The following is a 22,506-nucleotide window of genomic DNA, read 5'->3' as shown; positions in this document are numbered from 1 at the left end:
CCGCTCTAACGTTGAGCGGTTTTTTTATGTCAAAAATAACGATTGGTCACGCTATGGGCGGAGTTGGTCCAAAGCCTGAAATTAGTTGGTTTTCACAAGCTTATAAAAGGGAATTATCTCGACTATTTTGGTAGATTAAAGGTATTACAGACTTCCAGTGAGCAGCAATGAAGATTCTTCACACGTCCGATTGGCACCTTGGCCAAAACTTCTACAATAAAAGCCGTAAGAATGAACATGAACGGTTCTTACAATGGTTACTTGAGCAAGTTACAGAGCACGACATCGACGCGATCATTGTTGCTGGCGATATTTTCGATACCAGCACACCGCCGAGTTACGCTCGTGAGATGTATAACAAGTTCGTGGTCGACTCGAACAAGATCGACTGTCAACTGGTGTTGTTAGGTGGAAATCACGATTCGGTGTCTGTGCTAAAAGAGACACAACAGCTGCTCAAATACATGGGCGCAGACGTGATTCCTAATACCAATGAAGATCATGCGACTCAGGTTGTCGAACTAAAAGGCAAGAACGGCGATGTAGAAGCGCTGGTTTGTGCTATTCCTTTTATTCGCCCTCGCGATGTGTTGACCAGCCAGGCGGGCATCACAGGCGTTGAGCGTCAGAAGCAACTCGGAGATGCAATCAAACAGCACTACCAAAGTGTTTATGATGCCGCTGTAGAAAAACGTGCGGAGTTTGAAAACAGCGAGCACATGCCGATTATCGCTACGGGTCATTTAACGGCGATGGGTGTTCAACAATCGGATTCGGTACGCGACATCTATGTCGGCAACCTTGATGGTTTTGCCGCTGATGGCTTCCCAGACGCAGACTATATTGCACTTGGTCATATCCACCGTCCACAAGTGGTGGCAAAGCGTGAATACATTCGTTATTCAGGCTCTCCAATCCCACTAAGTTTTGATGAACTTAAGTCTCAAAAACAAGTGTGTGTGGTTGAGTTTGTTGAAGGTGAGCGCACCATTTCTCAACTGCCTGTTCCCACATTCCAACCTCTAGCTGAAATCAAAGGCGACTTGAGCGAGATCGAATCTCAGCTTAACCAATACATAGGTTTAGATAGCGACCAAAGCGTATGGTTATCGATAGAAGTGCAAGCGCAAGATTACTTGTCGGATCTACAAGAACGTATGCGCGCACTGACCGAAGGATTGAATGTGGAAGTACTTCAACTGCGCCGAGCAAGAGAGCGTCGTAATCAAGCATTAGAGCAAGAGTCGGCAGAAACCTTATCTGAACTGAGCCCGATGGACGTGTTTAGCAAGCGTATTGCCTTAGAAGAGTTTGAAACGGATTCTGAAAAAGCGCGTTTAGAGCGCATGACGGTGAAGTTTAAACAAGTGATGGTTGAAGTGTCTGAGAGCGCTCAAGCGCCAAACAAAGTAGAAGAGTAACCAGTATGAAGATTTTAAGCCTAGAATTTGAAAACCTGAACTCTTTGAAAGGACGTTGGAAGCTCGATTTCACCCAATCACCGTTTGCAGAAAATGGTCTGTTCGCAATTACTGGTCCAACTGGGGCGGGTAAAACCACCATTCTTGATGCGATTTGCTTGGCACTTTTCCATCGCACACCGCGTTTGAAAAGCATTGCTAAAGGTAATAATGAATTAATGACTCGTGGTACGGGCGAGTGTTTTGCTGAACTGGAATTTGAAGTTCAAGGTAAAACGTACCGATCTAATTTCCACCAAAAGCGAGCGCGTGGAAAACACGATGGCGCATTGCAAACGCCAACGTGCGAGTTTGCCGATGCGGACACCGACAAAGTCTTAGAGACCATGTTGACCAAGAAGACCAAGCTGGTGGAGCAGGTTACAGGGCTCGATTTCTCACGCTTCACTAAATCCATCATGTTGTCTCAGGGTGAATTTGCAGCGTTCTTAAATGCCAATGCAAACGACCGTGCCGAGCTACTTGAAGAGCTGACGGGCACAGAAGTCTATAGCCTGATCTCTGAGCGCATCTACGATCATTTCAAGTCGAGTGAAGAGTCGCTTAATCACCTTAAAGCGAAAGCAGAAGGTGTGAGCTTACTGTCTGAAGAGCAAATCCAAGCGCTGACCGCAGAGCGTGAAACGCTAGAAGCCGAGCAGAAGCGTTTAGCCGAGCAATTAAAAGAGTGGCAAGCGCATCTAAGCTGGTGGAAAGACGTGACCAAAGCTGAGCAAACTATTGCGGCCAGTGATCACGATCTTAAAACAGCTCAAGATGAACTAGACCGAAACCAACCTGCACTAGAGCGTTTGGCAAACAGTGCACCAGCTGAAAAGCTGCGCCCAATGCACAAAGATTTAAAGCGTTGCGAACAAGAGGTGAACACCACTCAAGCTCACTTAGATAACAGCACCAAGTTACTTGCTGTTCGTGATGCAGAGAAGAAAGACGCGCAAACTAAACTGACTCAAAGCAGTGCAATTGTCGAACAGGTTAAAACCGAGCAACAAGAACAAGAGAAGATCATCGATCTTGTCCGTCCGCTAGATAACCAAATTGCCGTACTCAAAGATAAGCAAACTGCGGCCGTTAATGCAGCAAATACGCTAAACGAGCAACATACGCAGCAGCGTAATCAACAAGTCGTTTTAGTCCAAAAAACAGATGCACTGAAGCAACAAGATCAACTCAGCACTGAGTATTTAAATACACATCAAGCTGACCAACATCTGGAAAAATACCTAGGTCAATGGCAAGCCAAAGTTGAGCAAGTTCGTACTTTAGAGCGTCAACATGCAGAACAACTAAACTCAGCGAAGCAAGCTTTGTGTGCGGTTGATGCACAGCAAACGATCATCAAATCTGCGCAAGAAGCTAAAGCAACGCAAGACAAAACTTTAAGTGAATTGGTTGTGCTAGAGAGTAGTGCAAAGCAACAGTGGGAAGCATTGCAAGGCAACATCAGCGAACAAGTATTGAATGCGCAAAAAGATCTGTTGGAGTACTGGAATCGCAATACGCACTCATTACTTGAGATCAACCGTGGTTTCCTAAATGCCCAGCAACAGCTGCATGCAAAAACACAGGCACATCAAACTAACATTCAGTTGGTCGACAAGCTTTCGAAAGAACGTGAAGTGCTGGTGGAGCGATATAAAGAGAAAGAGACTTCGCTTGAGCGATTAACGCGTTTGATTGATCAAGAGGGCGAATTAGCAAAATACCGTGCAGCTCTGGAATCTGGATCTGAGTGCCCACTGTGTGGTTCAACAGACCATTCGATTGAGCAGTCGCAAGATATTGCAAATTTGGTTGCTCAAAAAGATAGGGAAAACCTAGAGCTAGCGGCTATCAAAAAAGAAGGCCAAGAGCATCGTCAGCAGTTAGATTCTCTTACCCTTGTGATTGTGGCGCTTAACGATGACATTCAACGTGCGCAAGCGGATATTCAACAAGCTCAGCTGAATTGGCAAGGCGTTGTCGGCAAGCTTCAACAGAGCTTATCGGATTTCGTTGGCACGGCTCCTGAACTGGCACTGCTAACGATTAACGATTTAGGCAATGAAGCTACAGTCGCGACCTTTGCTCAGCAGTGTGAACTTCAACTAAGTCAGAGCGCGCAGCAACTCAAAGCGTTGGGTGATGCTAAAGCGCATTACGCTGAAGCTGAGAAACAACGCCTGTCTGTAAGTGTTATGGCTGACAAGGCGCAGTCTAATCTCGAGTTGGCCGAGCAACGCTTAGCTGATTTGAATAAGCAAAACCAAGTCGCAAACGAGCAAGTGACTCAAATAGCTCAAGCGAAAGGCCAGCAATGGAACGCTTTGAAAGAGAGCATTGTTCAAACTTCTATCGAAGCACCTGAACTTGAGCATATCGATGATTGGTTTACTGCGAAATCGCAAGCATCAAGCACATGGCAGCAAACCAAACAGCAACAGGCCGATATTGAGAAGCAACTGATTACTCAAAATGCCGAATTGAAAACGTTAGACGACAAGCTAAGCAGTGTTGAGAAAGAGCTCGCGACACTGACGCAAGAGAGTGAGTCTTTAGTGTCAGAACTCACTCGTGTAACGGCTGAAAGAACAGAGTTGTTTGGTGACAAAGACATTCAAGCCACCAGCAATGCGATGAAGCAAAGAGTCACTGAAGCAGTAAATGCATTTGATGCCGCGCAGTTAGTGCTTAACCGCAGCGAACTTGAACATCGAACCGAGCAAACCAAACACACTGGTTTCTCGGACGAGCTAGTCAGCAAGCAGTTCAGTCACACACAAGCGTTGAATGCTTGGTTAGATGCACTGAAAGCTAGCCCATTCGAAGATGAGGTGAATTTTGAAGCGGCGTTGTTGGATGAAGAGGTTAGAACTCAACTTCAAAGCCTGAAGAAGTCTTTAGACGAATCGATTGTCAGTGCGCAAGCAAGGTTGAACACCGCCAAAACGACGAAAGTGGAGCTACTAAATCACGAAAATGCGAAAGCATGGCAAGAGCAAAACCAACAGCAAGTTGAAGAAGCGACGACTGAGTGTCAAAACGCACAACAAAGCCATGCAACCAAGATCGGCGCAATTTCTGCCAATCTTGAAACGGATAGCCAGAACCGCAGCAATCAGCAAGATCTGTTTAAGCAGATCGACGAGCAACAAGTCGAGTTTGATGATATTTCACGTCTGAACTCACTTATCGGCTCTAAGAACGGCGATAAATTCCGTAAGTTTGCCCAAGGTTTAACGTTGGAAAACTTGGTGTACTTGGCGAACAAGCAGCTACAGCGTTTGCATGGTCGTTACGAACTTAAACGCAAAGCCGATGATGGCTTAGAATTGCAAGTGCTCGACACATGGCAGGGCGATGTGATGCGTGATACCAAGACGTTATCCGGTGGCGAAAGCTTCTTGGTGAGCTTGGCGTTGGCATTAGCGCTTTCTGATCTTGTGAGCTACAAAACCAGTATTGATTCTTTGTTCTTGGATGAAGGTTTCGGCACGTTGGATAGCGACACATTAGACATTGCCCTAAACGCGCTCGATAACTTGAATGCATCAGGCAAGATGATTGGCGTCATTAGTCACGTTGAAGCACTGAAAGAGCGAGTGCCTGTTCAGCTTAAAGTAACAAAACACTCTGGCTTAGGTGTGAGTGAGATGGAGAAACAGTACAAGGTTGTTGCTTAGCTTCTAGTCATATTCATCAGCGCAGAAATCGAAACAGGGCTGGATTAAGCAGATCCCCGACTCAGTCGTTCCTCCTTCTCGAGGATGACGGAGTCGGAAGTTGTCATTAATCACTTCGCCGTCATCCCTTAATGTCAGGATCGAATAAAAGGCAGCCGTCATTTCCTAAAGTGAGCTACGAACGTAGTAGGAACTCTAGGTTTGTTGGTTTTACCTTCGTCATTCCCTAAAGTGAGGTACGAACGTAATAGGGAATCTGGGGGCGGTCGTATTACCTTCGTCATTCCCTGAAGCGAGAATCGAGCGTAATAAGAGATTCTCTGGCAAGCGCAGGAAGTGGACTCATCAAAAAGGAAACGGCCATGCACAAGAAGCCTCATTTACCAACTAAGACATGTCCTATTTGCCAAAAGCCTTTCTCATGGCGTAAAAAGTGGCAGCGTTGTTGGGATGACGTGATTTACTGTTCTGAACGTTGCCGTCGTCATAAGCCAACTTTGGCGTAATTTCTGTTCGTTTTTAGAACACGTTAATAGTTTCGTCATTCATTTCTTAAGTTAATATTTCTATCTGTAAGACAACTAATGTATAAAGGCGGCATGAAGATACCTAAAAGAATACAGCCCTTAGTTGACGATGGTTTAGTCGACGAGGTGACAAGCCAATTAATGAGTGGCAAAGAAGCGTCAGTGTACATAGTACGCTGCGGCGATACGATCCGTTGTGCCAAGGTATATAAGGAAATAAGCCAGCGCAGCTTTAAAAAAGCAACGGCGTATCGTGAAGGCCGAAAAGTCCGAAATAGCCGCCGTGCTCGAGCGATGGAAAAAGGCTCTGGCTTTGGTCGTGAGCAACAAGAGAAAGTGTGGCAAAGCGCTGAAGTGGATGCCTTGTATAAACTGGCAGAAGCGGGCGTACGTGTGCCTGTTCCTTATGGCTGTTTTGATGGCGTGCTGCTTATGGAGCTAGTCACTGATGATGACGGTTATGTGGCTCCAAGATTGAACGATGTTGTAATGCCACCAGAACAAGCGATTGAAGATCATGCGGTGATGATGACTTACGTGGTTAAAATGCTTTGCGTTGGTTTGATCCATGGTGACTTGTCTGAGTTTAACGTATTGGTTGATGAATACGGCCCGGTGATTATCGATTTACCGCAAGCGGTTGATGCTTCGGCGAACAACAACGCTGAGTGGATGTTGGCTCGTGACATCAATAACATCCGTGATTATTACGCTCAGTTTGCTCCTGAATTGGCGAAAACCGAGTATGCCAAGGAAATGTGGGCGCTGTACGAGAAAGGCGACTTGAAACCAGACAGCAAGCTAACGGGTGAGTTTACGGAAACGGACGACTTGGCTGATATTGAAGCCATCATGCAAGAGATAGATGCTGCGCGAATTGAAGAACAACACCGACGCGAGCGTGTTAAAGAAGAGAAAGAAGGTGTAGACGACAGTAAGTTCAATTGGGCTGAGTAGTCGTGATTATCGTTTTTGATCTTTCTTAAAATGTCAGTCATAACGCCTTAAAAAACTAAGGCGCTCTTTCAAAAAAATAACCCAATAGAGCTTCAACTCTGTTGGGTTTTCTTTTTTAGCACTAATGAAAGACGGACACTCGTATCAACTACCAATTTAACTGTTCACCATCGTAAGCGTAGAAGTGCCCACTGTTATCCGGTGTGGCAGTGCGAATAATATCGACCAACTGATGGGCGACATAGCTTGACTCAAACAACTTACCTTCAGGGACATTGGTCTGAAAAGGCTTCGACAGAGCTGTGTCTGTCGTGCCCGGGTGCAGAGCCAACACGGTGCCTTTCTTAATGGTGCGTTGCCATTCGATCGACATGGTTTTGATGAACATATTTAGGGCTGCTTTCGATGAGCGGTAGCTATACCAACCGCCTAATCTGTTGTCTGACATACTGCCAACCTTTGCGGATACCACAGCAAACTTTGGATTGTCGCTCGCTTTAAGTATCGGCGTGAAGTGTTTTGCTAATAACAAGCTGGGCAGGGTATTCACAGAGATGTTTTTGAGGAAAAAATCAGGGTCGATGGACGACAAGTTTTTCTCCGGTCCAAGATCTGGAGTGTGGAGCATACCCACGCAGTTGATCAACCAATCAAGTTGTTCAAACTCAGAACTCAAACGCTTGATATCAGCTTCGTCGGTGGCGTCGACTTTGTGCCAGGTCAAGCGATTGTTTTCTAGTTCCGGCTGTTGAGAGTGGTAAGTCGCGTCTACATGCACATCAAGAAAATCAAACCGAGAGAGCTCAGATAATAGGTGTTTAACCACAGCGAAACCAATACCGCCGCTCCCACCGACCACCAATATGTGTAATCTGAGTTGCTCCACCATTATAAGTTCTCCAAGTTTGTGATTCGTTGTTCAGCAGTATCGAGAATCGCTTGTTGTGATTGCTCATCCATGTTGTCCCAAGAGCGATATAACATGCCCATACGTGCGTTGCGGTTTAACGCATCGCGGTGCTGGTCCATAAAGCGCCAATACAAGCTATTGAAAGGGCAAGATTGCTCGCCGCTGCGTTCTTTTATCTTGTAGTGACAGCCTTTGCAGTAGTCACTCATGCGGTTGATATAGGAACCGCTGGCAGAGTATGGTTTGGTTCCTACGATCCCGCCATCCGCAAACAGTGCCATACCTCGCGTATTTGGCATTTCAACCCACTCAATCGCGTCGACGTAAATACCGAGGTACCAACTGTCGACTTGGTCAGGGTCTATACCCGTGATTAAACAGAAGTTGCCAGTGATCATTAACCTTTGGATGTGGTGCGCGTAAGCAAACTCAAGAGACTGGTCAATCGCATGCTTCATGCAGTTCATCTTGGTTTGTCCGTCCCAAAAGTAATGGGGCAGGTTATTATGTGCTGAGTAATGGTTTTTGTTGGCGTAAGCAGGCATGTTTGCCCAATAGACGGCGCGTATGTACTCTCGCCACCCCAGTATTTGGCGTACAAATCCTTCGACCTGTGCAATATCGATGCTTGGCTTATCTGGTGAGCTGTCTCGAAGACAGGATGCTTGGTAGGCCGACAGTGCTGCATCAATCACTTCTTTAGGGCTCAGCAGTTTACTGTTCAGCGAGAACGATATACGGCTATGATACAAGCTCCATTTAGAGTCGTGCTCTGTCGTCATCGCATCTTGAAACTGCCCAAATAACGGCAAGCAGACTTGGCAGAAATGAGCGAGTAGAGACAAGCTTTGTGCGCGGTTCACCGGCCATAGTAACTGGTTACCGACTTGACCAATGGTTTGTACTTGGTGACGTTCGATACGTTGCAAAATGTCGGTTATATCATTGGTAAACATCAGCGGCTGAGGTAGGTTTTCGATGTCTTGTTTCTTGAGCTTATTTCGATTGTTCGCGTCGTAATTCCATTTTCCGCCAACGGGCTTTCCGTCTTCTAGCAAAATGTCGAAACGTTTTCTCATTCGGCGATAGAAGTGTTCCATCATTATGTGTTTGTCTTTTGGAAACTGTTGTTCTATCTCCTCGAATGGAAAGAGGAAGTGTTCTGTATCACAACAACCTTTGGTCGCATTGGTCAGCTTGAGCTTGTTCATCTGCTCTAAGAGGCGATATTCATCTGGCCTTTGATATTCGAATTTCTCTGCGCCGAATTCGTGTACATAGTGCTTTAAAAGTGTGTCTAGGTTTTCAAATTGCGTTGTGTCGTCAAGAGTAAGGTGGAGTACTTGATGACCTTGTTCTTTGAGTTCGTTAGCGAAGTAACCCATCGCACAGAAAAACGCGGCCACTTTTTGAACGTGAGAGGCAACATAATCTGTTTCTTGTTTTAGCTCAGCAATGATGTAAATAACGTCATCGTTAACCTGTCTAAACCATGAATGCTCAATGTTGAGTTGGTCACCTAATACAAGTCGTACCGTTTTAAATTTCATAATGCGTCCTGGTTTGTGAGGCTTGTTGTGACTGCGTTACCGCCTGTCCATTGATTGATGAAGGCATGGTCTGGGTCGTACATTTCAGTACGTTGATTCAAATCGAAATGACGTGATTTGTTAATTATTAGACGCTTACGAGTTGATAGGCTGACAAGATCACAAATGATTACTCTAAGTGGGAAATAGGAGATTTCGGTCAGGATGAGTGTGTTGAAGAGGATATCAAGCCAACCAATAATACCGATAGAGGTTGGCAAAGCCGGTTATTTTTGAGTGTCGAACTGGAGCTTCTATTCCATAGGAACAACGAGAATATCGATAGGGGAAGTATCGATGATCTGTTTAGAATGGGAGATGAGCTTATGCCAAAAATCATGGTGATGGCCGCACAGCAATAGGTCAACGCCGTTTGCTTCGATGGCATTTTTGAGCTTATCGTTCAAATCACCCGTTCCCACGAAAATGTGCTTGATTGGGTGTTTGGCGTAGGCTTCAAACTCTTTCAAATGCTTAACGGCATCTTCATTGATGGGTAAATCACCGTCATTTCCCTGAATATCAACGAGCTCTGGATAAATTTCTCCATGCGTACCATCGATATAAACAAATGAAATGCCAGCCTCCAGTTTATCAGCGAAGAAGGTCGCTCTATCAATGAGAATCTTGGTGTCGTCAGACAGTTCAAGTGCAACCAGAATATGTCGGTAATCCATAATTAAAGCCTCTTGTTGTGAGTTATGTAACAAGCATAGTTTCTGTTGACGCAAATGATATCGAAGAGATCTCATATTCCGTAAAATCATCATTCAATGTTCTTCTAAGCACTATCGTATTTATATCGCTTTGATTGATAAGAAATTTACAAAAGGTTGATATAGTGGTTGAAGCGCTAGCTTATGCTGTTAGATAGGCTTGATAGTTCAATGCGCCAATAACGAAGAGGCATCAATGACAGCACTACTAACCATTCCCACTCGAACATTAGGTTTCGACTACGATATTGAGATCCGAGACTGGTCTCAAAAGCTCGTCGGCTTTCATGTGTTTGAAGATGGTAGACGACCGCTTGATGGAGGCATTGGGCTGAGCCTCAACCTTGTTGAACAGTTTGACGTGAATGGTCGTTGGCTAAATTCATTACCTGCGCGTTATCGTGAAATCACCGACGACTTTCCAGAATACCAATACCAGATGTTGTGGCTTGCTGCGAATACTTATGAAGCCGCGCAATTGCTTGAATTAAGGCCTGTTATTTTGGCTTTGATCTGCATGAAATACAGTGTCGACAACAAGAAAGCACTGGCACTAAGTCGCTTAGGGCAGAAGAAGATCCTTACCAAGTTGGGCTTAGACGGCAGCAAGGCGACACTCAAATTCATCGACAAGCTAGAGCTTCATTACAATGTTGGTGATGAACTCGACCACATTGTTCGTATTCTCGAACCGCTGCAAAGACGAGTCCTTAAGTTTAAGCATTACTCAAAAGTTGGATACACAGCCCTGCGTTTGGACCAAGTTCATCCATTTCTAACTGGCAGCCGATTAGGGATTGCAATGGTGGAAGAGGGTAGACTTAATGCACCGTCGAAGATGGCGATGTTCCAAGATGCGATATTGTTAGGGCAAGATTTGGAGATGGATGATCCACTGCGTGCGATTACCAGTCAGAACTCTTTTGCGATGTTTGAGCAACTGCATGACCGCTGGACGGAGCAACGCCAATTACGACGCTTGGAGGGTAACTGCCCAATGGATAAAGACATCCCTTATCCCGTTCCTTTACTTGGCAATGACAACATTCATCCGCTCACGGATTATTACGACCTTGAACACGAAGGCATCGAGCAGAAGCACTGTATTGGCGTGTATCACAACCGAATCATGAGCGATCGTTATGTGGTGTTCCGCATGCTCAAGCCTCAGCGTTTAACCATAGGTTTACGCCGCGTCCCGAGCAAAGCATTTCCTTTTGAAATAGACCAAATCTGCGGAAAACGAAATGCACCTCCGTCGGAATCCGCTCGCCAAGTGATTCACGACTGGCTAGAAGCGAGTAAGCAAAAATATCCTAAGCAATAGCCATTAAGTAGAAGGAATACAGGATGTTTCAACAAGGCGATCTTTGCCCTCATTGTGGTTTGATTATTGTGATGCCTAAGGATCTGCAAGGTGAATGCCTAGGATGCGGCGAAGAAATTAATCAAGACCCAGCAGACGATGACGACGAAGAAGAGTAGCTTTACCTACACTTAGATTAAACAAGGCTAGGATAGCCGAATTACTCTCTTTAAAAGGACGGAAAAATGCAGAAAGTAATCTTTAGAAATTGCGATGAAAACTCACCTTATTGGCATGAGTTAGAGGGCTTATTTCAAAGTGAATGGTCTGATTTCAAGTTTAAAGATACATATAAAGAAAACGTACAACTCCCTCCAGTAATAACAGTACTTCGCGATAATGTGGTCATTGGTGGCTTGGCGTATTCCTATTTTCAAGAACCTCACCAAGTTCGTGATGTAGTGTGGATCAACGCTGTGTTTGTCGACCCTCAATGGCGCGGTCAAGGCATTGCCAGTGAACTGATTATTCGTGGTGTCAGACAGGTTTCTTCTGCAGTGCAAACTCAACTCTACGCGTACACCAATATCATGGGTCTCTACCAAGGGCTAGGTTGGTCAATCGTAAATATCGAATCAGAACCGAACCATAAAGTGATGAGTATTGAGCTTAATCGATAAGCTCGGAATAAAAGCCTGATATTAGTTTATCTGCCGTTCGAGTAATGAATTTCTCCCTTTCATCCATAATGCATAAACCTGTTAAATTTTCGTTGAAACTCATGCCGATATCGCCTTTAAATCAAACAACTAGCTGTTGATTAAAACGATCAAGACGATTTATTGCAGCAGTTGTTGAGCACAAAGCCTATATTGACTAGAATGACGCACTTTTTTTATTTACGTACATACAGGTAATGAACATGAGCGATACTAATTCAAGACCAGCTTTACCAGATCATCTTGCAGGCAACCCACGCAGCCCACACCACGTTGCTGAGTGTTTCGAATTCCCAATCGGCATTCGTCTAAATGGTAAAGAGCGTACTGATGTTGAAGAATACTGCATCAGCCAAGGTTGGGTTAAGATCCCTTCTCCAAAAGCGCTAGATCGTTTTGGTCAGCCAATGCTTATTACTCTAAAAGGCACTGTAGAAGCTTTTTACATCGACGCATAATCATGTCGTGTGGCTAGCTAATACATCGACGCATAGTCACGTCGTGTGGCTAGCTAATACTTCGAGTAATTAGCTAATGTTTGCTTAATTAGCCAACATCAAGCCACCAAGCGTTATTACCTAAAAGGGTCTAGAGAAATCTAGACCCTTTTTGTTTGCATTGATTTTAGCGAACTTCTTTAACCAATAGCCCAAACCACCTTCATAACTCCACAGATTCAACCAAAATTGTTGTTATTCACTATGCATTCGCAGTAATAACAAAGTTGTTGTTGGTTGATTTATGTTCGCTCGCTCTTTTTGGATTTATTCGTACTCGAAAGTTCTGATGTTTAATTAAACAGATACAAACAAAAATATGAAGCACAGTCTAACTAAATGAAACTAATATGCTGTATTTAAAGTTATTTTTTGTTAATAACTACCTCTATCACAGAAATTAATCCTGAAGCACATACAATTCCCTTGATTTCGAATGAGCGCTAAATTTTTTCGTTCGAGCATTTAAATTCTTCCTTCGCCCAATAATTATGAGGTTCCTATGTTTGGAATATTCAAACCTATGGCGCATATCGATCGCTTGTCATCAGATAAGATCGATAGCACCTACACACGACTACGATGGCAGCTGTTTCTTGGCATCTTCGTTGGCTATGCGGGGTACTACTTAGTCCGTAAAAACTTTAGTTTGGCGATGCCTTATCTCATTGAACAAGGTTTTAGCCGTGGAGAACTAGGGGTTGCATTAGCGGCGGTATCTATCGCTTACGGCTTATCTAAGTTCTTAATGGGCAGTGTTTCTGACCGTTCTAACCCTCGTTACTTCCTCAGCGGTGGCTTGTTAATGTCGGCACTGGTGATGTTCTGCTTTGGCTTTATGCCTTGGGCAACAGGCAGCATCACTGCGATGTTTATCCTGCTGTTCTTGAATGGTTGGTTTCAAGGCATGGGTTGGCCAGCTTGTGGGCGAACCATGGTTCACTGGTGGTCACGCAAAGAGCGTGGCGAGATCGTATCGGTATGGAACGTTGCTCACAACGTGGGTGGCGGCTTGATTGGCCCGATGTTCTTATTGGGTCTTTGGGCTTTTAACGACGATTGGCGAACCGCTTTTTATGTTCCTGCATTTTTTGCCACTCTCGTTGCTGTCTTTGTTTGGTTTACTGTAAGAGATACACCTCAATCTTGCGGCTTACCACCGATTGAAGAACATAAAGACGATTACCCAGACGACTACGATACGTCTCATGAGAAAGAAATGACGGCGAAAGAGATCTTCTTTAAGTACGTTTTCTCTAACAAACTGTTGTGGTCAATCGCTATTGCCAATGCGTTTGTTTACCTTATCCGCTATGGCGTACTCGATTGGGCTCCAGTTTACTTAAAAGAAGCAAAAGACTTCTCTGTAGATAAATCATCTTGGGCTTACTTCTTGTATGAGTGGGCAGGTATCCCTGGCACCTTATTGTGTGGTTGGATTTCAGATAAGTTATTCAAAGGCCGACGTGCACCTGCAGGTATCTTGTTCATGGTTCTAGTGACAGTCGCTGTGTTGGTATATTGGCTGAATCCAGCAGGTAACCCAACGGTTGATATGCTGGCACTGGTTGCGATTGGTTTCCTTATCTATGGTCCTGTAATGCTGATCGGTTTGTATGCACTGGAACTTGCGCCTAAGAAAGCAGCGGGTACAGCGGCTGGTCTAACGGGTTTGTTTGGTTACTTAGGTGGCGCGGTTGCTGCGAACGCAATACTCGGCTTTATGGTTGACCATTACGGCTGGGATGGCGGCTTCATTATTTTGGTCGGCGCTTGTGTGGCTTCAATCATCTGTCTGCTTTACGCCTTCTTAGGTGAGCGTGCGCACCATAAACAAAAAGATCTCGAACGAGAGAGAGAAGCGCTAGCTCAGTAGTGTATTTACTGAATCACATCTATAAATAACAACAGAGGCAGGTATATCCTGCTTCTGTTTTATCAAGGGAAACAATAATGAAAACAACGTCACTGTCTCTGACCTTATTAGCACTAAGCTTATCTGCAAATGCGTTCGCCGACCCTTTAGTGATTGCGCATCGCGGCGCTTCAGGTTATTTACCTGAACACACTTTACCCGCTAAAGCGCTCGCTTATGCGATGAAACCCGACTACATCGAACAAGATGTCGTGATGACCAAAGACGACCAATTGGTGGTTTTGCATGATCATTATCTAGACCGAGTCACCGATGTCGCGGATCGCTTTCCAACACGTGCTCGTTCAGATGGCCGTTACTACGCGATTGATTTTACGCTCGCTGAGATCAAATCATTAAAGGTGACCGAAGGCTTTAAGTTAGATGAACAAGGCAACAGAGTGGCAGGGTACCCAACGCGCTTCCCAATGTGGCAGTCTGATTTCCGTGTCGCTACCTTTGCAGAAGAAATCGAGCTGATCCAAGGCCTAAATAAGACCTTAGGTTATGACGTGGGCATCTATCCTGAAATTAAAGCACCTTGGTTCCATCGTCACGAAGGCAAAGACATCTCCAAAGCGGTACTTGCGACCTTGCATCAATATGGTTACCTATCGAAAGACGACAAAGTGTATTTGCAGTGTTTTGACGCCAATGAACTTCAACGCATTAACGATGAGCTCATGCCAGTGATGGAAATGGATCTTAAGCTCGTTCAGTTGATGGCCTATACAGATTGGAATGAAACCATGACCTACCAAGGTGACAAAGCAACGCCGTACAGTTACGACTGGATGTTTGAAGCTGGTGGCATGGAAAAAGTGGCGTCTTATGCGGAAGGAATAGGCCCTTGGAAGCCAATGTTGGTGGACGATGCATCGACCAAAGATAACATCATTATTAAACCGTTAATGAAGTCAGCAAAAGACGCGGGCTTAGATGTTCACCCGTACACGTTCCGTGCTGACCCAGGAAGAATCCCAGCTTATGCTGATAACTTTGATGGCATGTTGGATGTCTTCTACAACCAAGTCAAAGTTGATGGTGTGTTTACCGACTTCCCAGACAAAGCGGTCGACTTCTTGAACCGTTAATACCCCGTCAGTTACGAGCTATTAGTAACGAGATACTAAGAGCCAAAAGCACCGACTAAAGGTGCTTTTGGTTCTTCTTTCACTTTTTGGCTCTCCTTGTACTGGCCTCGAAATCCTACCTATATTCTTCTTTCTCCGCCCACATTTTGATATTCACTCGGTTTACAGCTATAACCTGACTTGATAGGTTACTCCCAATGCAGCCAGATGCTTAATCTATAAGTGTTTATCGGCTCAACCTGATATTGAATTTGGAAAGATCATGGAAGAAAGAAGCAAAGCTTATCTTGATAGCTACCTCAACACATTACCAGCAGACGTTGCTTCGCAATACACCTCTTTTAGTGCCGACTATTACTGTGCTGATGAATACAACGCCAACCTCTGCGCCCAGTTAATTCTCAAGGGTGAAAAACAAGCGTCTTGCAGCCTTGAATATTGGTACAGCCATGAAGGCGAGACGAGACCAGTAGTTGGTCACTTGCAAGTCGTCACTGACTGGGATGGCAAGCCAGTTTGCATTGTAGAGATCACTTCAGTCTCACAGTGCAAATATAACGAAGTGACGGCGGAGTTTGCTGCTGCCGAAGGCGAGGGTGACAAAACACTCGAATGGTGGAAAGAAGCTCACTGGAACTTCTTCTCTCGTGAATGTGAAGAGCTCAAGATCTCACCAAGTGAAGACATGTTACTTATGTTGGAGCGTTTCAAAGTGGTTTATCAATAAAGGGTATTTTGTGTTTAGAAGATCGTGCTCCATAAACAGTAACAAGGTTGTCCATAATGAGCCTAACCGTCCGAGAAGTTTTTATAGGCTCGCTTAAACATTAGATAATTCATCGTATGCAGGAGGCAAGATGACAAAGCTAATCGAATTAACAGAAATAGTCTTATTCGACTGGGGCAATACGCTGATGGTCGATTTCTCAGACGCACAAGGGAAGATGTGTGACTGGGAAACCGTACAAGAAGTGAGTGGTGCTCGTGCATTACTGGCGGAGTTGTCGAAAACTCATCAAGTTTATGTTGCCACCAATGCTGGTGATTCCAGTAAAGACGACATCATTCGAGCCTTTGAGCGCGTTGGCCTATCTCAATATATCTTGGGTTACTTTTGTAAGGCGAGCATTGGCTTTTCTAAGTTCGAGCCGGGGTTCTATCCTGCCATTATTTCTAAGCTCGGTGTTGCACCACAAGACATCACCATGGTTGGCGACACCTTAGAAAAAGACATTTACCCAGCACTTGAAGCGGGTTTGCAAGCGGTGTGGTTGAACACGGAAGGAGTTGAGCTTAAGTCACAGCATCCGAATGTCATGCAAGTTCAATCCCTAAGCGAACTGTTGGAAAAGCGCGATTAACTCTCTGATATTAAGTTCAGATAAAGCGCTTGTCTGTTTTGACGCAAGCCTCTCATCTCTTTGCTGTTTAATCTTCTAAGCTAACTTTAGTTTCCACTATGAGGGCTAGGTTATGAGTATCGAACGTCATGGAATATCGGTTGGAATTGAACGTGTTAGCGGTGAAACCATCGTTGTGTTCAAAGCGAAAGGCAAACTCACACACGATGACTATCAAGCAATGATGCCAATTCTAAATACCACGCTAGAAGAACTCGATTCATCTGAACTCAAGATGCTGGTCGACATCTCCACCTTAACGGGTTGGGAGTTACGTGCTGCTTGGGACGATTTTAAACTTGGATTAGAGCTCAATTCGAAGATAGACAAAATCGCGATATATGGTGATAAAAGCTGGCAAGAAATGGCATCAAAAGTCGGCAGTTGGTTTGTGTCCGGTGAGATTAAGTCATTCGAAGACCATGACTCTGCGCTTAAGTGGCTAGTCGATTGATACTATTCGCGGGCAGCTAGAGAGCAGTTCGTAAACATCGCCGATGACAGTTGACGAGAATTGTCTCGAACGCTGTCATTTTTCGTTTTGGCGATGATATTTCCTATTCGATTCAATAGAGTATATTCCTTCCAGCGTGTAACATACCCAGGCTTTGTTTGGTCGCGACTAATGGTGTGGCTTGATTCAGTAAGAACGAGAACTAAAACAGAAATAAGGTCTAACGACATGCATAAGGTAATTGATAAGCTGGCTTGGATATTCATCAAAGACGGCGAGTTGTTGATGGTCAGATCAAAAGGCAAAGAACTGTTCTATCTACCGGGTGGTAAGCGTGAAGCTGGCGAAAGTGATGAGCAAGCACTGGTTCGCGAAATCAAAGAAGAGATCTCAGTTGATTTAGTGCCTGACTCCATCAAATACGTCGAGACGTTTACAGGCCAAGCTGATGGCAAAGCGGAAGGCGTATCGGTGCAATTGACTTGCTATCTTGCTGATTATACTGGCGAACTGTCTCCGGATGCCGAAATTGAAGAGCTTAAGTTTGTGGATGGCAACGACAGAGCGGTATGCTCATTGGCGGCACTGGTTGCGCTTGATTGGTTAGAAGCGAACCAGTATTTGGCTTAAGGTTTTAGCGGCTACTAGCTAATACTGAAGATTGATCTTCAAAAGATCATCGCTTACGAATAGCTTGAAGGGCGGCTGTCTTTCATCAACAGGTCGAGTTTCCTTTGAGCTTTCTTCGTGTCTTGTAAATCCACCACCTCAATCATTTCACACTCATCTCGTACCATCTCATTAATTAGGCTTGGGTAGTGTCGGCAATCTTCTGGTCGGTCTAAGTAAATGCTACATGTGTACTTGGCTTGAGCCTTGGTGTCTTTCGTCGGAACCAGCTCCAGAAAAGGGCAGCGAGTTAAACGTTCGCCAGATACAGGGTCGAACCAGATCTCGCTTCCTCGAACATATTCAAAGATGTCTGGGTTGAACAACTCCCACAAATCGATCTCTTCTTGAGTCGCGGCAAGGTCGCCATCTCCGTATTTGATACAGCATTTTCCGCATTGATTACAATCTTTCATTATCGACTTCATAAGTTGGTGAGCTTTTATCATTTTACCACTGATAGCCGTGGCACGTTGACTTTGTTGTTCATGGTTAAGCCGTTACGGGGAGGGATCTTGGAATGGCGGTGCTTAAAATCAATTTATCTATGCACCACCACTCCAAACAAGGCTGTAAACAGTGATACAATTTGCGCCTAGCAAGTTATTAAAACAAGGCATAAAAATGAGAACCGTATACACCACCGAAGGCGACATCAACGCAAAGAAACAGAAAGACGCTTACCCAAAATTGGCGCTATGTGATAACTGCGTTCGAGACTATGTGGTGATTGCTCAAGGCGAACGTACTTATAAGCCATGCGCAAAATGTGGTGCTGACGATTAATGCGCCTTGATAAATACCTATGTAAAAGCACTGAACTAACCAAGCCTGAAGCAATTGAACGCATCCATAATGGCGAGGTGAACGTAAACAGTGAGACGGTCACCGATGAATCGACTCAGGTTCATGAAAGCAACACCATCTTGTTAAATGGCACTCCGCTTAAGTTGCGAGAATTTCGATACCTCCTAATGCACAAGCCTGCGGATACTATCTGCTCTAATATCGATGAAGTTTATCCTTCACTGTTCAACTACATCGAGATAGACAAAGCATCAGAACTGCACATCGCAGGACGCTTAGATGTAGACACCACAGGCTTAGTCTTGATTACCGATGATGGGCGATGGTCATTCAACATCACTCTGCCAACCAAGTCATGTAAGAAGGTGTATCGCGTGACATTGTCACGAGATATCAAAGATGATGTCGCTGACAAGTTCAAAGCGGGCGTTAAATTGCAGGGCGAACAAAATCTGACGCGTCCGGCAGAACTCGAAGTGATTACCAGTAAAGAAGTGCTGTTGACCATTACAGAAGGTAAGTTTCATCAAGTAAAACGAATGTTTGCTGCGGTAGGAAACCGAGTTGTTGGCCTTCACCGTGAACAGATTGGTGATGTTCGTTTAGATGTTGAAGCAGGCCAGTGGCGTTATCTAACTAAAGCCGAAGTCGACTCATTTCAGCAAGACTCTGAATAAACGCTGTAACCACTTAAAGCGTTAAGCGTGTCAGGACCAGAATATCAGCACTATAAGGATGTAGGATGGAAAACCTCAAAGTCTCAGAAATTAAGTCTTTCGTGCCCGCGAAAGACTTCGATTTATCTAAGCGTTTTTACCAGTCAATCGGCTTCGAAGTGATGTCTGAATTTCACGATATCGCCTACCTACGACACGGCAGTTGTGCGTTCCTTCTGCAAAACTTTTATGAACCTGCGCACTGTCAAAATTACATGATGCACTTGCTGGTTGAAGACGTAAAAAGTTGGTATCAAAACATCCAAAACTCTAATGTAGTGTCGGATTTTGAAGTTACCGTTTCCGAGGTTGTTGAACAGCCTTGGGGAATGCTTGAGTTTTGTATCACTGACCCAAGTGGTGTGCTGTGGCGTGTGGCTGAAAACATCAGGCCGCGTTAATGCATCCAACTTGCATTGAGGCCAGTGAAAACTTCAAATTATCCGTCTGTTTCTTTATTTCTGCCGACATAAGGCAATGATCAAATAGGTTCAAACATGGATATAAAGGCTAAAATGCACAGCCAAGACGTTTACTACTGTGACGACGTTGATTTGGTTGCTGAGCAAACTCAATGCTTAGAAGTGCTATACGATTTCAACCACACTCGCCCGAGCGAAGGTAATAAACGACAACAGATCATGAAGCAGTTGTTCGCCGAAGTCGGTGAGGGCTGCTACATTGAACCACCACTACATGCGAACTGGGGGCGTCACACGCACCTAGGCAACAACGTATACGTGAACTTCAATTTAACTCTGGTCGACGACACAGACGTATTCATCGGCGACAACGTGATGATTGCGCCTAACGTGACCATCGCCACTGGCACACATCCCATCAGCCCAGAACTCAGGCTAAAAGCAGCGCAGTTCAATATCCCCGTTCGTATTGGCAACAACGTATGGCTTGGCGCACACACCGTCGTACTTCCCGGTGTCACTATTGGTGAAAACTCAGTAATAGGGGCAGGGAGCATCGTCACCAAAGACATCCCAGCCAATGTCGTCGCAGTCGGCAACCCATGCAAAGTGGTACGCGAAATCAACGAACGCGACCGAGAGTATTACCACAAAGATCGTCGCATTCCCGATGAATTAAAGTAAGCGACTTTTCACACGCCTGAAATTAGCTGTGACATAAGTCATTGTTATGCAATGGCTTAGTTGTATATTACTTATCTATCTTAGAAACTAGACAAAATTATTCTGGAGTTAAGTGCAGAATTTTTCTGTTTGATAGCTGTTATATGTACAGGGAGTTTCAATGAAGGGTTTTCTCAAAGGGATTTTAGCTTATCTTGTTGTGATCTCGGTAGCTCTGCTAATTTCTCGCAATTTTTTTGATTACCTATCCACAATAGACTTGGTTGACTACATTGCATATGCCGGGGTTTTACTTGTTGTATTGGCTGGCATTACATTTGATGGTAACAATCCAGCTAATCAAGACTTTTTATCGTTAATGATTCATCGTGAACTTGTGTCCCGAACCAATGACTTTCAAGACGAAACGAATAAAGTAAGTTTTGCAGTTAATGTCGGATTGATTGGTATATTTTTACTTATTGCTAGTGGTGTAATGGCTTGGCATATTAGTAAGTAAAACATATAACAAGGCGCCTAAATCTGATTCGTAAACGCGTGCCGAACTCGCTTCGCTCAGACATGGCATACATCCACTTACAGCGTAGCTAAGCGTTATGCCTCGTCATTCTTCCTGAGTTAAAGTAACTATCCATATCTAGTTTAGGTTCACGGTGCCTTTCTTAACTATTTGGTAGAGTGGCATTTCAATGAGCATGGGGGTTTTGTAATGGGAACTGTAATCGGTTTGGTGATTCTAGTTGCGATAGATTGGTATCTTGTTCGTAAAACAGGGCTTCATATTCATAAATGGATCTCTAAAAAGTATGCCGCGTATCTGTCGGAGAAGGGGAACACAAAATAGCCTTTCTAATTAAGTCATCGGTATAAAAAGCGTGATCTGCTATTCATTTACACACATTGCAAAGATTGGAGGATTCATGAAAGGTAAAGGAAAGTGCCTATGTGGCTCGGTTGAGTTGGAAGTAGAGTACGCCAGTAATGAATTGGGGGCTTGTCATTGTAGTATGTGTAGAAATTGGTCTGGCGGTCCGATGTTAGTCATTGATTGCTCTGATTCCGTCAAAATATCAGGTGAATCAAATGTAGTGAGATATAAGTCATCCGATTGGGCTGAGAGAGGGTTCTGCGGTAAATGTGGTACTCATTTGTTTTACTTTTTAGTGCCAAATAATCAGTATCACCTTCCTGTCGGTTTATTGATGTCTGGGGATGACTACAAGTTAACTCATCAGATATTCATCGATGAAAAGCCCGAATACTACGAATTTAAAAATGAAACACATAATATGACTGGTGCAGAGGTATTTGCCCACTTTGAAAGTGGAGAGTAAATATGAAGCGAGATTTTTCTAAATTAGCGACAACCGATTACGGAAACATACTAAGTAACGAGCACTTTATTGACTTTAGTATTGGTCCTCTTTGGCAGGGAATGCCGCCAATTTTTGGAGAAGCGTTTACTGTCCAGTTAACGTCTGGTGATAATTTAATGCTTCATTCAGCCATATACGAAGCACCAAAAGGTTCCATCATTGTAGTGGATGGAGTTGATAGCGAATATGCAGTAGCCGGCGGTAATGTATGCGCAGTCGCTAAGAGTCGAGGTATCAAAGGTTTTATTATTGATGGTGTCATTCGAGATTTGAATGAAATTTCAGATATGAATTTTCCAGTTTTTGCGAAAGGTGTTCATCCAGTACCGAGAAAGAAAGAGGTCTATTCTGAATTGGGTGCTCCAATCACTTGCGGGGGAGCAAAGGTGTATACGGGAGATATCATTGTTGCTGATGTAGAGGGTATTGTCGTTATTCCTAAATCAAGAAAAGATGAAGTGTTTCTAATGGCTTCAAAGAAAGCAAGTGACGAAGCTTCATTAACACTCGCTGAGTGGGAAACGAGTCATAGGGCTAAAATAGCCCAAGCAATAACGTCTGCGAAACAAAAAACTTAATTGGTGCAGCAAGTTGATTTGTAATGG

General features: G+C 44.4%; 26 protein-coding genes. 22 read left to right on the top strand and 4 right to left on the bottom strand.

From position 1 onward, the window contains the following. The first annotated feature begins 167 nt into the window (after positions 1–167). From sbcD to AB6E54_RS09910, 4 genes are all read left to right on the top strand, one after another. On the top strand, positions 168–1,421 hold the full coding sequence (gene sbcD, locus AB6E54_RS09925) for an exonuclease subunit SbcD (RefSeq protein WP_372106267.1): 1,254 nt from the start codon (positions 168–170) through the stop codon (positions 1,419–1,421). A 5-nt stretch (positions 1,422–1,426) separates the two neighbouring features. Then, entirely contained in the window at positions 1,427–5,143 is a 3,717-nt protein-coding gene (locus AB6E54_RS09920) for an AAA family ATPase (protein ID WP_372102179.1), read from the top strand. 362 nt (positions 5,144–5,505) lie between these two features. Continuing rightward, positions 5,506–5,649: a DUF2256 domain-containing protein gene (locus tag AB6E54_RS09915; RefSeq protein WP_017078065.1), complete on the top strand. Its 144-nt coding sequence runs from the start codon at positions 5,506–5,508 to the stop codon at positions 5,647–5,649. Between the two features lie 93 nt (positions 5,650–5,742). Beyond that, positions 5,743–6,627, top strand: coding sequence for a PA4780 family RIO1-like protein kinase (locus AB6E54_RS09910; protein ID WP_029221996.1), 885 nt, complete (start codon positions 5,743–5,745; stop codon positions 6,625–6,627). Between the two features lie 148 nt (positions 6,628–6,775). On the opposite strand, the gene AB6E54_RS09905 is transcribed toward AB6E54_RS09910, so the two are convergent. The 3 genes from AB6E54_RS09905 to AB6E54_RS09895 all read right to left on the bottom strand — a co-directional run bounded on the left by AB6E54_RS09905 (position 6,776) and on the right by AB6E54_RS09895 (position 9,803). Beyond that, positions 6,776–7,516, bottom strand: a complete 741-nt coding sequence (locus tag AB6E54_RS09905) for an SDR family oxidoreductase (RefSeq protein ID WP_372168863.1) — start codon at positions 7,514–7,516, stop codon at positions 6,776–6,778. Further along, the gene (locus tag AB6E54_RS09900; protein ID WP_372106269.1) at positions 7,516–9,087 is read right to left on the bottom strand and encodes a cryptochrome/photolyase family protein; all 1,572 of its coding nucleotides are present in this window, start codon (positions 9,085–9,087) and stop codon (positions 7,516–7,518) included. Before AB6E54_RS09900 ends, AB6E54_RS09905 begins: the two co-directional genes overlap by 1 nt. A gap of 293 nt (positions 9,088–9,380) precedes the next feature. After that, complete coding sequence (locus tag AB6E54_RS09895; RefSeq protein WP_017063967.1) at positions 9,381–9,803, bottom strand: universal stress protein; 423 nt, start codon at positions 9,801–9,803, stop codon at positions 9,381–9,383. Positions 9,804–10,038: 235 nt separating this feature from the next. Between AB6E54_RS09895 and AB6E54_RS09890 the strand changes: the two genes are divergently transcribed. The 10 genes from AB6E54_RS09890 to AB6E54_RS09845 all read left to right on the top strand — a co-directional run bounded on the left by AB6E54_RS09890 (position 10,039) and on the right by AB6E54_RS09845 (position 17,857). Then, on the top strand, positions 10,039–11,169 hold the full coding sequence (locus AB6E54_RS09890; protein ID WP_017059201.1) for a PcfJ domain-containing protein: 1,131 nt from the start codon (positions 10,039–10,041) through the stop codon (positions 11,167–11,169). A 23-nt stretch (positions 11,170–11,192) separates the two neighbouring features. Beyond that, the gene (locus tag AB6E54_RS09885; protein ID WP_372106270.1) at positions 11,193–11,327 is read left to right on the top strand and encodes a hypothetical protein; all 135 of its coding nucleotides are present in this window, start codon (positions 11,193–11,195) and stop codon (positions 11,325–11,327) included. A 66-nt stretch (positions 11,328–11,393) separates the two neighbouring features. Continuing rightward, on the top strand, positions 11,394–11,828 hold the full coding sequence (locus AB6E54_RS09880) for a GNAT family N-acetyltransferase (protein ID WP_372106271.1): 435 nt from the start codon (positions 11,394–11,396) through the stop codon (positions 11,826–11,828). Positions 11,829–12,070: 242 nt separating this feature from the next. Beyond that, the gene (locus tag AB6E54_RS09875) at positions 12,071–12,325 is read left to right on the top strand and encodes a DUF3297 family protein (RefSeq protein WP_372106272.1); all 255 of its coding nucleotides are present in this window, start codon (positions 12,071–12,073) and stop codon (positions 12,323–12,325) included. Between the two features lie 541 nt (positions 12,326–12,866). Further along, positions 12,867–14,240 carry a glycerol-3-phosphate transporter gene (gene glpT / locus AB6E54_RS09870; RefSeq protein WP_029235174.1) on the top strand — a complete coding sequence of 458 codons (1,374 nt, stop codon included), beginning with the start codon at positions 12,867–12,869 and terminating at the stop codon, positions 14,238–14,240. 77 nt (positions 14,241–14,317) lie between these two features. Next, complete coding sequence (glpQ, locus tag AB6E54_RS09865) at positions 14,318–15,373, top strand: glycerophosphodiester phosphodiesterase (RefSeq protein WP_065583632.1); 1,056 nt, start codon at positions 14,318–14,320, stop codon at positions 15,371–15,373. Positions 15,374–15,635: 262 nt separating this feature from the next. After that, the gene (locus AB6E54_RS09860) at positions 15,636–16,100 is read left to right on the top strand and encodes an ASCH domain-containing protein (RefSeq protein WP_017059207.1); all 465 of its coding nucleotides are present in this window, start codon (positions 15,636–15,638) and stop codon (positions 16,098–16,100) included. A gap of 130 nt (positions 16,101–16,230) precedes the next feature. Then, positions 16,231–16,734: an HAD family hydrolase gene (locus AB6E54_RS09855; RefSeq protein WP_372106273.1), complete on the top strand. Its 504-nt coding sequence runs from the start codon at positions 16,231–16,233 to the stop codon at positions 16,732–16,734. 112 nt (positions 16,735–16,846) lie between these two features. Further along, complete coding sequence (locus AB6E54_RS09850; RefSeq protein WP_017070707.1) at positions 16,847–17,227, top strand: STAS/SEC14 domain-containing protein; 381 nt, start codon at positions 16,847–16,849, stop codon at positions 17,225–17,227. A 228-nt stretch (positions 17,228–17,455) separates the two neighbouring features. Then, positions 17,456–17,857, top strand: coding sequence for an NUDIX domain-containing protein (locus tag AB6E54_RS09845; protein ID WP_372102171.1), 402 nt, complete (start codon positions 17,456–17,458; stop codon positions 17,855–17,857). A 53-nt stretch (positions 17,858–17,910) separates the two neighbouring features. Here the strand turns inward: AB6E54_RS09845 and AB6E54_RS09840 are convergent, their stop codons facing one another. Continuing rightward, positions 17,911–18,312 (bottom strand): YkgJ family cysteine cluster protein, encoded by a 402-nt coding sequence (locus AB6E54_RS09840; RefSeq protein ID WP_171733309.1) that lies wholly within the window; start codon positions 18,310–18,312, stop codon positions 17,911–17,913. A 208-nt stretch (positions 18,313–18,520) separates the two neighbouring features. On the opposite strand from AB6E54_RS09840, the gene AB6E54_RS09835 reads away from it, so the two are divergent. From AB6E54_RS09835 to AB6E54_RS09800, 8 genes are all read left to right on the top strand, one after another. Continuing rightward, on the top strand, positions 18,521–18,682 hold the full coding sequence (locus tag AB6E54_RS09835; RefSeq protein WP_012604036.1) for a hypothetical protein: 162 nt from the start codon (positions 18,521–18,523) through the stop codon (positions 18,680–18,682). Continuing rightward, positions 18,682–19,380, top strand: a complete 699-nt coding sequence (locus tag AB6E54_RS09830) for a pseudouridine synthase (RefSeq protein ID WP_372102170.1) — start codon at positions 18,682–18,684, stop codon at positions 19,378–19,380. The genes AB6E54_RS09835 and AB6E54_RS09830 overlap by 1 nt, the downstream gene beginning before the upstream one ends. Positions 19,381–19,445: 65 nt before the next feature. After that, positions 19,446–19,820 carry a VOC family protein gene (locus tag AB6E54_RS09825; RefSeq protein ID WP_372102169.1) on the top strand — a complete coding sequence of 125 codons (375 nt, stop codon included), beginning with the start codon at positions 19,446–19,448 and terminating at the stop codon, positions 19,818–19,820. A gap of 96 nt (positions 19,821–19,916) precedes the next feature. Next, the gene (locus tag AB6E54_RS09820; protein WP_102566241.1) at positions 19,917–20,525 is read left to right on the top strand and encodes a sugar O-acetyltransferase; all 609 of its coding nucleotides are present in this window, start codon (positions 19,917–19,919) and stop codon (positions 20,523–20,525) included. Positions 20,526–20,685: 160 nt separating this feature from the next. Next, entirely contained in the window at positions 20,686–21,024 is a 339-nt protein-coding gene (locus AB6E54_RS09815) for a hypothetical protein (RefSeq protein WP_017090233.1), read from the top strand. Positions 21,025–21,234: 210 nt separating this feature from the next. Then, positions 21,235–21,369, top strand: a complete 135-nt coding sequence (locus tag AB6E54_RS09810; protein ID WP_017091388.1) for a hypothetical protein — start codon at positions 21,235–21,237, stop codon at positions 21,367–21,369. 76 nt (positions 21,370–21,445) lie between these two features. Further along, entirely contained in the window at positions 21,446–21,859 is a 414-nt protein-coding gene (locus AB6E54_RS09805; RefSeq protein WP_017068325.1) for a GFA family protein, read from the top strand. A 2-nt stretch (positions 21,860–21,861) separates the two neighbouring features. Next, entirely contained in the window at positions 21,862–22,479 is a 618-nt protein-coding gene (locus AB6E54_RS09800) for an RraA family protein (protein WP_372106274.1), read from the top strand. The last annotated feature ends 27 nt before the right edge of the window (positions 22,480–22,506 follow it).

Source organism: Vibrio sp. 10N.247.311.49 (genome assembly GCF_041467655.1).
GTDB lineage: Bacteria > Pseudomonadota > Gammaproteobacteria > Enterobacterales > Vibrionaceae > Vibrio > Vibrio crassostreae_C.
This window is presented reverse-complemented; position numbering and strand designations above follow the sequence as displayed.